Genomic DNA, 15088 nt, shown 5'->3' on the forward strand with positions numbered 1-15088 from the left:
CCTTTATTTAAACAAGGCGACTTTTGGATTCCGATGTTTCTTATAGTTTATTGACTTTTTTTACAATTTCTCTAATTTCATGTAGGGCTTTTTTCTGTTCAAAATAGCTCTTCACACGGTTTTCATCACCGTCAATTTTACTTAATGTTTTATCTAATTTTTCAACTTCTTTATTGATCCCGTTAATCAGTGACTCTTCTCTTTCTAACTCATTCACCACAGCATCAATTTCGTGTTGTGCATCTTTTTCTTCTAATTTTTCAAGTTTGTGCTCCTTACGAATAATTGTTCTGATTTCGTGAAGGGCTTTTTCTTGCTCGATGAAATGCTTGATTTTACTGTCAGTTTCATCCATTTTGGCTAACGTCTGATCCAGTTTATCCATTTCCTTTTCAATTTCTCTGATTAACTTTTCTTCGCGTGCTGCTACATCTGTCATACTTTCTTCCTCCTTGTTTTTACTTTTTAACGACTCATACCATAAAAATAAGAATACCTGTAAGACTTTTGACAACTATAAAGCAGTGGAGAACGATATAATCTTTGGTTACCGTACTCCAATAATTAAATTATACCTCATCTTTTAAGAAAAATGAAATAAAAACCCTTTATAAACTCGGTTAGCCCTTAACCATATGAATATCTGTGAGGCGTTAGTTAATCTTCAAATGACGAGTCTAATAAAAAAGAAGGGAATCGATCTCCCTTCTTCTTTATTGAACCTATTATTATTTTACCTGAATAACCGCTTTTTCGTTGATTTCAACAACTTGATTTTCTTTTAAGACTTCCACTTGTTCACCAGTCGTAAAGAGTAGCATTGACGTTGTGAATTTACCCGCTTCTTTCACTAACTCTAAATCCATCTCAGCTAAACGATCACCGGCTTTGACTTTTTGTCCTTCTGTCACAAAAGGTTTAAACCCTTTTCCTTTTAGCTCAACCGTATCAATCCCCAAATGAATCAGAATCTCACGACCATTTTTTTCTCTTAACCCGTAGGCATGGCCGGTTGGAAAAACAGTCACGATTTCGCCATCACAAGGTGCGACTACTTCGCCATTCGTCGGTTCAATCGCAAACCCATCGCCCATTATTTTTTTAGAAAAAACGGGATCTTTCACCATTTCTAGCGGCAATACTTTTCCTGCCATAAAAGCAACATACGTTTCTTTTCTTTTTAATCCAAACAAGATCATTTCCTCCTTTATTCATCCATATTTAAGATCTCAATAATACTATTTTTATAAATAATCGCTTTCGCTCCAAAAATCGCTTGGATGCCACCACCAACCATTAACACATCAGCAGCGCCTAATTTTTTCAACCCATCACGATTGACTTTTGATGCATCTGCCACACTCACACGTAAACGCGTAATACATGCGTCAACATCTTGAATATTGTCTTCGCCACCGAGTAATTCAATGATTTGAAGAGACTCTTCCTTCAATGAATCTTTTGTCGTTACTTGTGGTGCACTCTCTTCTTCCGTTTCATCGTCAAAGCGTCCTGGTGTTGGCACGTTAAATTTCACGATAAACGCTCTAAAAATAACATAATATAAGATAAAGAAGACAATCCCTACAGGAATCACGTACATCCAATGCGTTTTTTCTTGACCTTGTAAAATACCAAACAACGTAAAGTCAATCGCACCACCAGAGAACGTATTCCCAATGGAGATATTCAACAAGTCCGCAATAAAGAACGATAAGCCGTCTAGTAATGAATGAATGACGTATAAAATTGGTGACACGAATAAGAACATAAATTCTAGCGGTTCTGTAATTCCCGTAATGAAAGAAGTTAGCGCAACACCGAAAAAGAGACCTGCGTATTTCTTCGCTCGTTCTTTAGGAACAACATGATACATCGCTAAGGCTGCTCCTGGAAGACCAAACATCATCGTTGCAAAACGACCAGAGAAAAAGCGTGTGCCTTCTGTAAAGAGTCCAACATGATTTGGATCAGCTAATTGCGCAAAGAAGATTTTCTGTGCCCCAACGACGGTTTCGCCAGCTACAGTTTCAACTCCACCGAGTTCCGTAAACCAAAACATTGGATAAATCATATGGTGTAACCCTGCAGCACCACTTAAACGCATTAAGAAACCATAGAAGAAACTACCTAAAGGACCCATTTTCGCAATCGTTTCACCTAAAGACACCAATACTTGTTGAAATGGTGGCCACACTAAGTAAAAGAGTGCGCCTACAAAAATCGCTGCAAATGACGTCACGATTGGGACAAAACGCGAACCTCCAAAGAACCCTAAAAATTGAGGTAATTGAATATTGTAATAACGATTGTGTAAATAGACCGCTACACTCCCAATAACAATCGCTCCAATGACACCTGTGTCAATTAATGGCGCATCTTCCGCACTAAAAATGGCAAGTAGCGCTTGAATCGTCGCATTCATTACTAAGAAACCAACAACAGAAGCGAGTACTGCGGTTGCTTTATCGCGTTTAGCTAAGCCAGCCGCAAGCCCCATCGAAAGGAGCAAGGCAAGATTACTAAAGACAACTTCGCCGGCTGCTGCCATGACTTGAAAGAGTCCTTGTAAAAAAGCGACATCTAAGAATGGATACGCTTGAATCGTGGTCGGATTAGATAGCGCACCCCCGATTCCAAGCAAAAGCCCCGCTGCAGGTAAAATTGCGATGGGTAACATAAATGATTTTCCTATTTTTTGTAATCGTTGAAACATGATTATTCCTCCTCTAATTTCGCAATAAAGCGTTGGGCAATTTCTTGTGGTCGCGTAATCGCACCACCGACAACCGCACTATACACGCCTAAATCCATGATTTCTTTTAGTTGTTCTGGGGTATGAATTTTTCCTTCCGCAATGACTGGAATTTGACAGTCTTTGACTAACTGTTTGACTAATTCAACATCAGGTCCTGACGTTTGGGTAGAATAACTGGTATACCCGGCTAACGTCGTCGAAACACAATCAAAACCCATTTCTTCTGCGATTTTCGCTTCTTCTGCGGTAGAACAATCCGCCATTGCTAAACGATTCGCAGCATGAATTTGATCTAAGAGATCTTGTAACAACTCCCCATTTGGACGCGGACGAATTGTCGCGTCAAGAGCGATCATCTCGCAATCCGTTGCTAGTAATTCTTGGACTTCTTTTTTGGTCGCCGTAATAAAGACCTCACTGTCCGGATAGTTTCGTTTAATAATGCCGATCACCGGTAGACCAGTCACCTGCTTAATTTCAATAATATCTTCTACGCCTTGTGCGCGAATGCCGGCTGCCCCCGCGTTTTTAGCAGCTAATGCCATGCGTCCCATAATCATGGGACTATGGAGTGGTTCTCCGGGTAATGCTTGGCAAGAAATCACGAGTTTGCCTTTAATTTGATCTAACATTCTGTTTTCTCCTCTCCTTGTAAATGATACAGATGCAGGGCAATGTAACTAATCTCCGACTGGGAAAATGGGATGAAAAAATTCGCTTGAATTTCTTGCGCTAATTGCTCCGCGATTTGAAAAATTTCTGGATACTGTTTTTTGATGACATCGGCCAAAGGATTGGCTAATTCCTTTTTACTTTCCGAACGCTTTAACGCAAATTTCAAATGGGTAATCAATCGTGCTTTGGCTAAATGATTGTTTGCAATTTGTGCGCCTAATTTTTCTTGTAAAAAGATTAAAGAAAATTCAATCACTTTGGCATAAATCGCTGTTTGCGAGACTTTTTCTTTATTTAATGCTGCATGTAAATGTAAAATAATGGCACCGACTTCTGAATCTGGTAACGTCACCCCGATTGTCTCGTTGATTTGTTTCACCATTTGAGTCGCAATATCATACAGTTCAGCATACATAAAATGGTATTCTTCTGTTAAAAAGCTGCGCACTTCAATTTGATGTTCTAAACGATAAACCGCAAAACGAATATGATCGAGCAATGATAAATGAATCGTTTGATCGAATTTCGTCTGTAATCGTTCTTCTGCTAAAATAATCGCTTTTTCTGTCGCTAGTAAAATCTGTCCTGGAGTATCTAACACCATTTTTTCATAATCTGATAATTTTTGTGAATCTTGAATAAGATGAAAATTACTAATTTTCTCTTCGTTAACAAACAATCCTGGTTTCATCTGAAACCCAATCCCTTTGCCTGTTAATATATATTCTTTGCCCTGATTCACTCCTAATAAAACATTGTGGTTTAACACTTTTAATACCTCGAATGTTTTCATATTTTCCTCCTTTCTAACGTTTCCCCGAAAAATTGGCAATAAAAAAACAACTGTTTTCCCTTTCCAAGACAGACTTCGGCTTACGGTTTCTTCGTAAGCTAATGCCTATACCCAAAAGGTGTACAGTTGCACGCTATAGATAGTACTATAAAATAAAACGGTTGCATTGTCAAATAAAAACTTTTCTCATCAAAAACAGTCTAGTCCCTCTCACGATTCATGCCTGTAATCGCTTGTTTAAATAGTATTTGGTCACACCACGCATAGGCATATCGGCTAATTCACCAAAAATGTCAAACCCTTTTTTTTGATAAAAACCCAGCGCTTGATAACTTTTAGTGGTCAGTGTTAACTGAATGATGGCGCGTTGTCGGGCATAGGTTTCGATTGCTTCTAACAATTGACTCCCCACTCGTTTTCCACGATAGTTGTCATCGACGGCTAATAATTGAACGTAAATCGATTCATGCGTTTGTTTCGCGACAATTCCTCCGATGATTTGACCGCCTTCTAGTGCTGCAAGCGCGATAACTTGATCCTTTACTTTTGGTAAACCCGCCTCTAAGGTCTGTTGATCAAAAATCTTCTCCAAACATTGGCCCAACATTTGGGCATCGACTTCTTGTATTTCCATCGTCACCACTCCTTTTTTTACTCTTGTTTAAAACCCACTGCCTCTAGCCACTGGTTTGCGACTAAGAAATGGCCATTCCGATTCGGGTGAACCCGATCACTGGATAAAATATAGCTTGATTGAATCGCTAAATAATCATCGATGGCTTGCTGAATATCAATATAAATCAATTGATTTTGCTCGGCGAGTTTTTTTACAATCGCTTGATATTTCTTTAATTTCTGTAACATCGGATCTTCTTGACTTTTTTCGAACATAAAAGGACTCAGGAGATAAATCCCTTTTACTTGCTCTTTCGTTTGATCAATTAGCGCTTGATAGGTTTGGGTAAACAATTCTTCATCCACTAAATCAGTCGGTTGTTGAAACGATTGATCAAAGAAACGCCAAACATCATTAATGCCAATTAAAATCGAGACATAATCAGGTGCGAATGCGAGCACATCAGACTGCCAACGCGCCTGTAAATCCGTCACTTTATGACCATTCAGTCCTTGATTAATCACCATGATTTCATGTGCTGGATACAGGGCAGTTAAAGCCGCTGAAATCACCGCCACATAGCCTTCACCTAAACTATTAAAACTACCGGGAGACGCTTGATAATCGCGTCCAGTATCCGTAACAGAATCGCCAATAAAGACGATTTTAGATTGTTTCTTGAGTTGCATTGTCTTCAATCCTTTCCTAGTGAAGCAGCGCCAAAGAAAGAACCTCTGGCGCCACTACTTGCTCATTTATTGATTAAAATAATCCTGATACCACCCCTTGTGCATCCACATCAATCCGTTCAGCAGCAGGTGACTTAGGTAATCCTGGCATCGTCATGATATCGCCCGTTAACGCCACGATGAAACCAGCACCGGCAGAAACTTTCAATTGACGAATCGTCACTGTGAAATCTTTCGGTGCGCCAATAAGTGTCGGATTATCGGACAGTGAATACTGCGTTTTAGCCATACAAATTGGATACTGGGCAAAACCTAATCGCTCCAATTCTAATAGTTCTCTTCTAGCGCCCGGTGTTAAAGTTACTTGCGCACCTCCATACACTTTTTGCACAATTTTCGTTAATTTCTCTTCAATCGAATCTTCTAACTCATAGGCAAAACGGAAGGTATTCGGACGTTCGGCTAATTCAACGACCTTTTCAGCCAGTGCAATCGCGCCATCGCCACCTTTTTCCCAAACTTCTGAAAGCACGACTTCTACGCCACGTTCTTGACACGCCTCTTCTACGGCTTTTAATTCCGCCGCCGTATCTGTCGGGAATTTATTAATGGCTACCACAACCGGTAGCCCAAAGACCTCTTGCATATTCGCTAAGTGTTTTTCTAAGTTTGGGAGTCCTGCTAAGACCGCTGCCACATTTTCTGGTTCTAGTTCAGCTTTGCCGACCCCACCATGCATTTTTAATGCTCGAATGGTTGCCACTAACACGACAGCATCGGGTTTGATGTCTGCCAGACGACACTTAATATCAATGAATTTTTCCGCGCCTAAATCAGCCCCAAATCCGGCTTCCGTCACCGTATAGTCCGCATATTTCAGTGCCATTTTGGTTGCGAGCACACTATTACACCCGTGCGCGATATTCGCAAATGGTCCCCCATGAATTAAGGCTGGTGTATGCTCCAACGTTTGCACTAAATTCGGATGAATCGCTTCTTTCAATAGCGCTGTTAAGGCCCCTTCTGCCTTTAAGTCGCCGGCTGTGACAGGTTCTCCCTGATAATTGTAGCCGACAATAATTTGACGGATTTTTTCCTTTAAATCAACAATGCCATTAGCCAAACAAAGAATGGCCATAATTTCAGACGCAACGGTAATATCAAAACCGTCTTCTCGTGGAACACCATTGACTTTCCCATGGAGACCACTCACAATATGGCGTAACTGACGATCGTTCATATCTACGACGCGTTTCCATGTAATCCGGCGACTATCAATTTGTAAGGCATTTCCATGATGAATATGATTATCTAACAACGCAGCTAATAAATTATTCGCCGCACTAATCGCATGAAAATCGCCTGTAAAATGCAAATTAATGTCTTCCATTGGAACTACTTGTGCGTAACCACCGCCTGCTGCGCCACCTTTCATCCCAAAAACAGGACCTAATGACGGTTCTCTTAACGCCAACATCGGCTTTTTCCCGATTTTTGATAGACCATCTGATAAACCGACAGAAGTCGTCGTTTTTCCTTCTCCAGCGGGTGTCGGCGTAATTGCCGTCACTAAAATCAGTTTACCATCGGGACGATCTTGCATTTTTTCTAATTCAAAAGCATTTAATTTCGCTTTATATTTACCATATAAATCATAATCATCCTCATGTAAATCTAAAGCATGCGCGACGTCTTTGATCGGAAGCATCTCAGACTGACTCGCAATCTCCATATCTGTTAAAAATGTCATTTTCTTTTCATTTCCTTCCACAATGTTCTCAACGTTATTTTTTCATTTCGATTCATCATTCCATTTTCAGCAATCCTACTTAGAGGCGATATAATCCGTATTTCATATCTACCAAAGGATAATTCGATCATTACACGCTCTATTATCACCTAAAAAACGAACAATTTCTAGCATTTTTTTCATTTTTTCAGGAAATTTACTCTCCTATGCTTCATTTTATTCGCATACAAAGCGCACTTACTCTAAAAAGTTCGTTTCGATTCCCATACTAAAAAAATCCGAACGCTTCGAGCACGGTCTTAACCACAGTGCTTGAAACGTTTGGATGCTATCCTTGATTATTCTAATAAATCTTGCACACGTTGGACAAATGTTTGCTCTTGATTAAATGCCGCTCGTAATCCATAGGCCCTCGATGGCTCATTCGTAATCAAGCCATCCACATTCAATCGCAACGCTCGACGAATTATTTGTTCTTGATTCACCGTCCATACACCAATTCCTTTGCCCGCATCACGCGCTTGATCGATCAAGCGTTGGTTCAACGAAAACTCTTCAATCACGACAAAATCGGCACTCGTTTGGGGTAAATTCCCGATATTTAAAGCTACAAGATACCCTGTTGTAATGTCTGGGTCAACCTCTTTTACTTTGGCAATCGCACGCTCTTCAAGTGATTGCACTAAATAATCTTGGGCGACCCCTTCTTTTTGGAGAAGCTCGACAAGAAGTTGCTCCATATCTTCGGACTCATTTCCGTGATACTTAATTTCAATCACCAATTTCATATCAATCTCTTTGGCAACTGCGATATATTCTTCAAGCGAGGGAATTTTATCCGTAAATCCGTTAGCAGATACTTCAATTTCTTGCAACTCGGCAAGCGTCAAATCGCTCACATTTTCATTACGTCCTGCTAAACGTTCTAAATTCGTATCGTGAATCACGACAAATTGGCGATCTTTTGTTTGCAAGATATCCATTTCAACATAATCCGCGTTGGCATTTTTCGCCGCACGTAATGCACCAATTGTATTTTCAACCCCTTCTGCGGTATAGCCACGATGGGCAATAATTTGCGTACTCGGTTGATACAAGATTTTCGTAACCGAAACCGTATTTCCAATTACCGTAAACACAAACATCCCCGCCGCAATTAGATAGAGCCCCCGTGAAAACATGACAGGAAAAAGACTTTTATTTTCTTCTGTTCGTCTTTCAAGCGTATTTAATTCCGGATAAGCAAGGCCAAGTAGTGTATCGGCCAAAATTGCTTGTAAGATTCCAAATGAAAGGAAAAGAACAAGTTGTAACGTCGTTAATGTCAAACCCGCCATCATTGGAGCGGCAGTAGGAACCCATCTTTCAACGGCAAATAACGGTAACAAAATGAGGAAACTCAAGGCCGCCATCGCAAGGCCATAACCTAAGATAATCACAGCAAGATAACTAATATTTCGAATCGTCTTTCTTCGTGTCATGATCCAGCTTTTCTTCACACCTTGTAAAATCGTCATGTTTTCTTCTAACACAAAGAAAGGCACCGCATAAAGCAGACGTAAACTCAAATAAAAGACAAGAATTAAACTAGCAACATATACTTGCAACCCTCCAGGAAATTTCACTAACTCTTCGATAATAAAATGCGGAATATATAAATTTTTCGCCAATCCAGGACTCATTCCAATGGAAGCAATCGGCAATATTAAGAGAAAGTACAGTAGAAAAAGCAAACTTTGTAAACTCAAAAAGAAACGAGCTTTGCGATTTAATTTCCGAATAATTTTTTTGAAATCATAAGGTTCTCCTGTTCGTTGGAAAAAAGCTAAAATAAAATAATACGCTTGCTCATAGTAAATAAAAAAGATCACAATAATCGCTAACAGCGTCAACGCAAAAATACCAAGCGGATGACGAAACACTTCAAATAAATTGTTTTCCGTAATACTGGATAGTCCTGTCACTTTTAGAATTTGTAAAAATAAATAAGATATTGTAGGTAATGCCACGGCAATTTGGATTACTCGTAAAAAAACAATGCTTTGGACATAAACAACAAAGTGCTGTTGAATATTATTCAATATTTTTTTAAGTGGGGTGAAAATATTCATATTTAAGATACCTACCTCTCAGTTCAATGGTCTCATTATATCAGTCCGCCCACGGAGTTGCGAACATTATTTTCTGATGTTATTCTTCGTCTTTTCTTTAAAAATATGCTAGATTGAAGATAAGAAATCATAAGATATCGGAGGGATTCACATGATTATCGAAACGGATCGCTTAATTCTACGTCCTTTTCAGCTAAAAGATTTAAGTCATTTACACCTCTACCGCAATGACCCCCTCTGTGCTCGCTATCAAGCATGGGAAAACACGACAATTGAAGAACTCAAGTTTTTTATCAAAGAAAATATGACACGATCCTTAGATGATCAACAAATCCAAATCGCCCTTGCTGCAAAAGAGACCGATCAGTTAATCGGTGATATTTTTATCGCGAAAAAAGGACACACAATCACATTAGGTTTTACGACTAGCCCGCTCCATCAACGCAAAGGCTATATGCTAGAAGCCCTAACTGCTTTTATCCCGTATCTCCAAAAGCGATTTCCCTCATCTGAAATTATTTGCCTTGTCCATCCTGGAAACCATGCGAGTGAACAATTACTTAAAAAACTTCACTTTACCAAAGAAGAATACATCGAATCGTTCAATAGCGATGTCTTTGTCCTTAAAAAGTAAAAGACAAATAAAAAGGATAGTAGACCCGATAATCAGGTCTACTATCCTTTTTTAGGAGTTTATTTCTTTGGAAGGGAGAAATAAAATGAAAAGTTTTGTTAGCATTGTTTTGGTATGTCTATATAATAGCTCGAAAATATGAACATTTTATGTTCATATTTAAGCAAATTTATGAATAAAAGGATAAGAAAAGATTAAGAGCTCTTTCGCTACACTTATTTTGAGATTGGTATTTTTTCAATCATCTTCATGAGATCATCGCGATCCCACAATTCGATTTTTAGTTTTTTCGCTAACTGTTTGGCTGAATTCGTGAAGTAATTGTTCGTGACGACAATACCTCTATCTAGTTTATAGAAGTCCTTTCCTGCATGAATTTCTTGGACCGCTTTGTTCCCAACACGTTTCTTCCAACGCTTACATTGAATCCCATACGTGACTCCTTCTTTTGTCGCACGTACATCCACTCCTTGATCCGGTCCTTCTCCGGTATCACTTACGTTTTGGTAGCCGTTATTCAATAATAAAAATACGATATATCTCTCAAATTCATATCCCTTCATTTCATCAATTTCAGATATCTTCGCTCTCGAATGGCGCTTCTTCTCACTTAACGTGCCATATAGAAATGGGACAATTCCAATAACAATCGCCATCACGCCCATGAGTCTCAATGGACGCGCCATCGGATAAAGAAAGGATGCAATCACCATTAATACACCAACTACAAACAAATTAATTAATTGACTCTCTTCTTTTTTCTTCAAATCAATACTCCTTTGCTTTTTTGTAATAATTCATTCTACCAAGCCCATTTTTAAAAATTTATCCATTGAAACTTTATTTCTAGGTGTCCTTTGATACGCTGATCATCAAAAAGGATTGATGAATGCTACTGGCATCTCTCATCAATCCTTTTTTAATCCTAAATTGTTTCTTTTTTAAGTAACAATACCGATCCTATCGCTAATAGCACGAGTGCGACACCCGCGACATAAATTCCCCATAATCCTTGGTGTAAAATTTCTCGCAGTGGCAGCAATAAGTTTTCTGGTAATAATTTCGCTGTTTGCGGATTGACTAATTTATTCATAATATCGGGATCATCTGTTAAAGCCGCTTTTGCTAATTCGGTACGCGTGATTGTATTTAAAATTAATCCGAAAACTGAAACCATCACTGTTTGTCCAATCGTTTTACTTAAAGTATTAAAAGACGTTGCAACCCCTAATTGATCCATACCTACGCTATTTTGTGCTTGGACGGTCGTCGCGACAATCGTTCCTCCGACCCCGATTCCCGTAATCCCTGAAATCACTAAAAATACGATAAAAGGCGTTTTCATTGGAATAACTAACAGACTAACGCCCCCTATTAAAGCAATACCTAATGTGCGAAGTAATACAGTTTTCATTGAATGCTGAACCATCCAACGACCCACTAAAGAAGAACCATATACCCATAAAATCGATAGCGGTGCTAATACTAAGCCACCTAGTCCTGCTTTGTACCCTAAAACACCTTGCATCCACATGGGAATATAGACTTCAACAGCCATTAAAAAGCCACTAATTAAAGCTGCAACAAGATTAACCACGATAAAAATACGGCTACTAAATAACTCAAGGGAAATAACTGGATCTTCGGCGTTTTTCTCTGCCCGAATAAAGAGGAAAATAGAGAGAATCGTTGCACCAAACATACCGATAACTTTTAAATCAAAGCCAGATTCACTTAGAAATTGGAAGGCTAAAAGCAACGTTAATAACATTGTCATCAAGAAAAGACTTCCTTGAATATCCATTTTTTTATTGTCTTTTTCTTGTTTTTCTTCGACTAAATAATAAGACACAAGTCCGATTAAAACGAGACCGATTGGAACGTTAATAAAGAAAATCCAGTGCCAACCAATCGTATCTACAATTACACCACCCGTTAGTGGTCCTACCACACTGGCAATTCCCCAAGCGGTACTGTTTAAGCCAAGCATCTTCGCGCGCTTTTCAGCTGAATACATATCTGCCAAAATCGTTAAGGCAACCGGCATCATCGCACCGGCTCCAATTCCTTGAATTGCCCGAGAAATAATCAAGGTTAACATGGTGTTTGAAAAACCACACATGGCTGATCCAATAATAAAAACAAGTGTTCCAAAGATAAAAATTGAGCGACGGCCAATTTTATCTGCTAATTTTCCATAAATTGGTGTAAACATCGCATTAGTTAATAAATAAATTGAAAATACCCAGTTCATAATTTCAATGCCATGTAAAGACCCTACAATCGTTGGCATCGCAGTCGTTACGATCGTCCCTTCAATCGCGGTCATAAAAGTTGCCACAAAAACGGCAATTGTCACAATCAGTACATTTGTTTCTCTCTTTTTTTCCATCTTCTCACTCTTTCTTTTTTAAACATCAAAAACGACCTCTATCAAAAGTTATCCTAATGATAGAGGTCGCCTCTTTTATTCCTTCACACTTGCGATTAAGGCATCTACCTTATCGGTTTGTTCCCATGGCAAGTCGATATCTGTACGACCAAAATGTCCATACGCCGCTGTCTGACGATAAATCGGACGACGTAAATCTAACATTTCTATGATTCCAGCAGGACGTAAGTCAAAATTCTCACGAACGGCTTTAATTAATTTCTCTTCTGAAACAGTACTTGTCCCAAAGGTGTCAACCGAAATTGAAACTGGTTGCGCTACTCCAATCGCATAAGCCAACTGAACTTCAACTTTTTTCGCTAATTTTGCAGCAACGATATTTTTTGCAATGTAACGGGCGGCATAACTGGCAGAACGATCGACTTTTGTCGCATCTTTTCCTGAAAAAGCACCCCCACCGTGACGTGCATAACCACCATATGTATCAACAATAATTTTACGGCCTGTTAAACCAGCATCTCCTTGAGGTCCGCCAATCACAAAACGACCTGTTGGATTAATGTAATATTTTGTTTCATCATCTAGTAACTCACTTGGAATAATGTGCTTAATCACCTTTTCCATTACGTCACGACGTAAGGTATCGTTATCAATCGCATCATCGTGTTGCGTACTGATCACAACGGTATCGACTCTTTTCGGTTGATTTTCTTCATCATATTCGACTGTTACTTGTGATTTTGCATCCGGACGTAAATAGGTCAACTCGCCTTGTTTCCGTAATTCAGCTAAGCGACGGACTAAACGGTGACTTAATGCAATCGGTAATGGCATCAGTTCTGGTGTTTCATCCACAGCAAAACCAAACATTAATCCTTGATCCCCGGCACCAATTTCATCTAACGCATCATTAGCCCCTTCTCGTGCTTCTAGTGCTTGATTCACTCCTTGAGCAATATCTGGTGATTGTTCATCGATTGCCACTAATACAGCCACTGTATCGCCATCAAAGCCGAATTTAGCTCGTGTATAACCAATCTCTTTGACTGTCTCACGAACAACCTTTTGAATATCCACGTAAGCTGTTGTTGATACTTCACCAAATACTAAGACCAATCCCGTTGTAACGGACGTCTCACAAGCCACACGTGCCATTGGATCCTTTTCTAATAATGCATCTAAAATCGCGTCACTAATTTGATCCGCTACTTTGTCTGGATGTCCTTCTGAAACAGATTCTGAAGTAAATAAATGTCTTTCTGTCAATTTTGATTCCCCCTGATTAATTTTCGGTTACAAGGCATCTCCACTTTGTTTACAATGAAGTGAATCCTCTCGGGAACTTGCAACGCTATGATTATAGCAAATTCTAACCGATAATGCTTGGTTTTCTGCTTATTTCTTGTAAATGTTTGTCATTGTCTTTCATTTTTAATCATTTCAATCGTTTTCCAAACAAGAAACATTTTAACTTGAACAAAACAAAATCAATTTTGCTATTTTGAACAGCTAAACTAGACGACCTGGGCGACTGAAACTTCCAATTAGACATCTACACAAAAAGCCTAAATATTTCAAAAAAGAGAGCTACTAGACAAATAGTCTAATAACTCTCTTTTTAAACATGATGATCCGTACGGGAATCGAACCCGTGATACCGCCGTGAAAGGGCGGTGTCTTAACCGCTTGACCAACGGACCTAAAACATAAAACGGAGAAGGAGGGATTTGAACCCTCGCGCCGATCACTCGACCTACACCCTTAGCAGGGGCGCCTCTTCAGCCTCTTGAGTACTTCCCCATAACCAATACAAATTGGTTTTGGTAAATGGGCCTAAATGGACTCGAACCATCGACCTCACGCTTATCAGGCGTGCGCTCTAACCAGCTGAGCTATAGGCCCTAAAAATATATTCCAAAAGCGGGTGACGAGAATCGAACTCGCGACGACAGCTTGGAAGGCTGTGGTTTTACCACTAAACTACACCCGCAATGGATAATGGCGCGAGACGGAATCGAACCGCCGACACATGGAGCTTCAATCCATTGCTCTACCAACTGAGCTACCGAGCCATTGAAAATTTAAAAAACGGTCTGGACGGGACTCGAACCCGCGACCTCCTGCGTGACAGGCAGGCATTCTAACCAACTGAACTACCAAACCATGGAACTTTTCACTGTTTAAATCGTAATAAAAACAGTAATTGCGGGAGTAGGATTTGAACCTACGACCTTCGGGTTATGAGCCCGACGAGCTACCGAACTGCTCCATCCCGCGATAAGGAATGTTTAAAACATTCAAAGGTAATAATGGTGTTACGTGAAAAAGGAGGATGAGGGATTCGAACCCCCGCACGGTTTTACCCGCCTGACGGTTTTCAAGACCGTTCCCTTCAGCCGGACTTGGGTAATCCTCCGGTATAATAAATATGACTTATTCCTACAAACCCATATATGGACCTTGTAGGACTCGAACCTACGACCGGACGGTTATGAGCCGTCTGCTCTAACCAACTGAGCTAAAGGTCCAGGCTCTAAAAAAATCGCGGCGAAGGGGATCGAACCCCCGACCTCCCGGGTATGAACCGGACGCTCTAGCCATCTGAGCTACACCGCGAAAAAATCATTTATTCAAATGATATGGAGCCTAGCGGGATCGAACCGCTGACCT

Annotated in this window: 13 protein-coding genes, 10 tRNA genes and 1 riboswitch; of the genes, 1 reads left to right on the top strand and 22 read right to left on the bottom strand. The window is 39.8% G+C overall.

What is annotated here, in order from left to right; all coding sequences use genetic code 11:
- Positions 1 to 40 precede the first annotated feature (40 nt).
- The 9 genes from RU93_RS02875 to RU93_RS02915 all read right to left on the bottom strand — a co-directional run bounded on the left by RU93_RS02875 (position 41) and on the right by RU93_RS02915 (position 9392).
- On the bottom strand, positions 41 to 439 hold the full coding sequence (locus tag RU93_RS02875) for a hypothetical protein (RefSeq protein WP_071874107.1): 399 nt from the start codon (positions 437 to 439) through the stop codon (positions 41 to 43).
- Between the two features lie 289 nt (positions 440 to 728).
- Positions 729 to 1193, bottom strand: coding sequence for a PTS sugar transporter subunit IIA (locus RU93_RS02880; RefSeq protein WP_071874108.1), 465 nt, complete (start codon positions 1191 to 1193; stop codon positions 729 to 731).
- Positions 1194 to 1207: 14 nt separating this feature from the next.
- Positions 1208 to 2716: a PTS transporter subunit EIIC gene (locus tag RU93_RS02885; protein ID WP_071874109.1), complete on the bottom strand. Its 1509-nt coding sequence runs from the start codon at positions 2714 to 2716 to the stop codon at positions 1208 to 1210.
- 2 nt (positions 2717 to 2718) lie between these two features.
- Positions 2719 to 3390, bottom strand: coding sequence for an N-acetylmannosamine-6-phosphate 2-epimerase (locus RU93_RS02890; protein ID WP_071874110.1), 672 nt, complete (start codon positions 3388 to 3390; stop codon positions 2719 to 2721).
- A complete protein-coding gene (locus RU93_RS02895; protein WP_071874111.1) occupies positions 3384 to 4226 on the bottom strand; it encodes a PRD domain-containing protein in 843 nt (280 codons plus the stop codon). The genes RU93_RS02890 and RU93_RS02895 overlap by 7 nt, the downstream gene beginning before the upstream one ends.
- A 217-nt stretch (positions 4227 to 4443) precedes the next feature.
- A complete protein-coding gene (locus tag RU93_RS02900; protein ID WP_071874112.1) occupies positions 4444 to 4860 on the bottom strand; it encodes a GNAT family N-acetyltransferase in 417 nt (138 codons plus the stop codon).
- Positions 4861 to 4877: 17 nt separating this feature from the next.
- Positions 4878 to 5531, bottom strand: a complete 654-nt coding sequence (locus tag RU93_RS02905) for an SGNH/GDSL hydrolase family protein (protein WP_071874113.1) — start codon at positions 5529 to 5531, stop codon at positions 4878 to 4880.
- Positions 5532 to 5604: 73 nt separating this feature from the next.
- Positions 5605 to 7281, bottom strand: coding sequence for a formate--tetrahydrofolate ligase (locus RU93_RS02910; RefSeq protein ID WP_071874114.1), 1677 nt, complete (start codon positions 7279 to 7281; stop codon positions 5605 to 5607).
- A 338-nt stretch (positions 7282 to 7619) separates the two neighbouring features.
- A complete protein-coding gene (locus RU93_RS02915) occupies positions 7620 to 9392 on the bottom strand; it encodes a glycerophosphoryl diester phosphodiesterase membrane domain-containing protein (protein WP_071874115.1) in 1773 nt (590 codons plus the stop codon).
- Between the two features lie 151 nt (positions 9393 to 9543).
- Here RU93_RS02915 and RU93_RS02920 point away from each other — a divergent pair, with 151 nt between their 5' ends.
- The gene (locus RU93_RS02920) at positions 9544 to 10026 is read left to right on the top strand and encodes a GNAT family N-acetyltransferase (RefSeq protein WP_071874116.1); all 483 of its coding nucleotides are present in this window, start codon (positions 9544 to 9546) and stop codon (positions 10024 to 10026) included.
- Between the two features lie 215 nt (positions 10027 to 10241).
- On the opposite strand, the gene RU93_RS02925 is transcribed toward RU93_RS02920, so the two are convergent.
- The 13 genes from RU93_RS02925 to RU93_RS02985 form a co-directional block, all read right to left on the bottom strand.
- A complete protein-coding gene (locus RU93_RS02925) occupies positions 10242 to 10793 on the bottom strand; it encodes a restriction endonuclease (protein ID WP_084131151.1) in 552 nt (183 codons plus the stop codon).
- 158 nt (positions 10794 to 10951) lie between these two features.
- Positions 10952 to 12418 carry an MDR family MFS transporter gene (locus RU93_RS02930; RefSeq protein WP_071874117.1) on the bottom strand — a complete coding sequence of 489 codons (1467 nt, stop codon included), beginning with the start codon at positions 12416 to 12418 and terminating at the stop codon, positions 10952 to 10954.
- A 75-nt stretch (positions 12419 to 12493) separates the two neighbouring features.
- On the bottom strand, positions 12494 to 13684 hold the full coding sequence (metK, locus tag RU93_RS02935; RefSeq protein WP_071874118.1) for a methionine adenosyltransferase: 1191 nt from the start codon (positions 13682 to 13684) through the stop codon (positions 12494 to 12496).
- Positions 13682 to 13772: riboswitch (SMK box riboswitch) on the bottom strand. (Overlaps the previous gene by 3 nt.)
- Before the next feature lie 274 nt (positions 13773 to 14046).
- Positions 14047 to 14118: transfer RNA gene (locus RU93_RS02940), tRNA-Glu, on the bottom strand.
- 12 nt (positions 14119 to 14130) lie between these two features.
- A tRNA-Ser gene (locus RU93_RS02945) sits at positions 14131 to 14218 on the bottom strand.
- 28 nt (positions 14219 to 14246) lie between these two features.
- Positions 14247 to 14320: transfer RNA gene (locus tag RU93_RS02950), tRNA-Ile, on the bottom strand.
- 17 nt (positions 14321 to 14337) lie between these two features.
- Positions 14338 to 14408: transfer RNA gene (locus tag RU93_RS02955), tRNA-Gly, on the bottom strand.
- Between the two features lie 9 nt (positions 14409 to 14417).
- Positions 14418 to 14490: transfer RNA gene (locus RU93_RS02960), tRNA-Phe, on the bottom strand.
- A gap of 17 nt (positions 14491 to 14507) precedes the next feature.
- Positions 14508 to 14581, bottom strand: a tRNA-Asp gene (locus RU93_RS02965).
- A gap of 40 nt (positions 14582 to 14621) precedes the next feature.
- Positions 14622 to 14695: transfer RNA gene (locus tag RU93_RS02970), tRNA-Met, on the bottom strand.
- Between the two features lie 49 nt (positions 14696 to 14744).
- Positions 14745 to 14834, bottom strand: a tRNA-Ser gene (locus tag RU93_RS02975).
- A gap of 38 nt (positions 14835 to 14872) precedes the next feature.
- Positions 14873 to 14946 (bottom strand) — tRNA-Ile (locus RU93_RS02980).
- 14 nt (positions 14947 to 14960) lie between these two features.
- Positions 14961 to 15034, bottom strand: a tRNA-Met gene (locus RU93_RS02985).
- Between the last annotated feature and the right edge of the window lie 54 nt (positions 15035 to 15088).

The sequence above is a fragment of the Enterococcus aquimarinus genome, from assembly GCF_001885765.1.
Classification (GTDB): domain Bacteria; phylum Bacillota; class Bacilli; order Lactobacillales; family Enterococcaceae; genus Enterococcus_I; species Enterococcus_I aquimarinus.

Coding starts and splice junctions, on each gene's coding strand:
- RU93_RS02875 (WP_071874107.1), bottom strand. CDS start 439: ATGACAGATGTAGCAGCACGCGAAGAAAAGTTAATCAGAGAAATTGAA.
- RU93_RS02885 (WP_071874109.1), bottom strand. CDS start 2,716: ATGTTTCAACGATTACAAAAAATAGGAAAATCATTTATGTTACCCATC.
- RU93_RS02890 (WP_071874110.1), bottom strand. CDS start 3,390: ATGTTAGATCAAATTAAAGGCAAACTCGTGATTTCTTGCCAAGCATTA.
- RU93_RS02895 (WP_071874111.1), bottom strand. CDS start 4,226: ATGAAAACATTCGAGGTATTAAAAGTGTTAAACCACAATGTTTTATTA.
- RU93_RS02900 (WP_071874112.1), bottom strand. CDS start 4,860: ATGGAAATACAAGAAGTCGATGCCCAAATGTTGGGCCAATGTTTGGAG.
- RU93_RS02905 (WP_071874113.1), bottom strand. CDS start 5,531: ATGCAACTCAAGAAACAATCTAAAATCGTCTTTATTGGCGATTCTGTT.
- RU93_RS02910 (WP_071874114.1), bottom strand. CDS start 7,281: ATGACATTTTTAACAGATATGGAGATTGCGAGTCAGTCTGAGATGCTT.
- RU93_RS02915 (WP_071874115.1), bottom strand. CDS start 9,392: ATGAATATTTTCACCCCACTTAAAAAAATATTGAATAATATTCAACAG.
- RU93_RS02920 (WP_071874116.1), top strand. CDS start 9,544: ATGATTATCGAAACGGATCGCTTAATTCTACGTCCTTTTCAGCTAAAA.
- RU93_RS02930 (WP_071874117.1), bottom strand. CDS start 12,418: ATGGAAAAAAAGAGAGAAACAAATGTACTGATTGTGACAATTGCCGTT.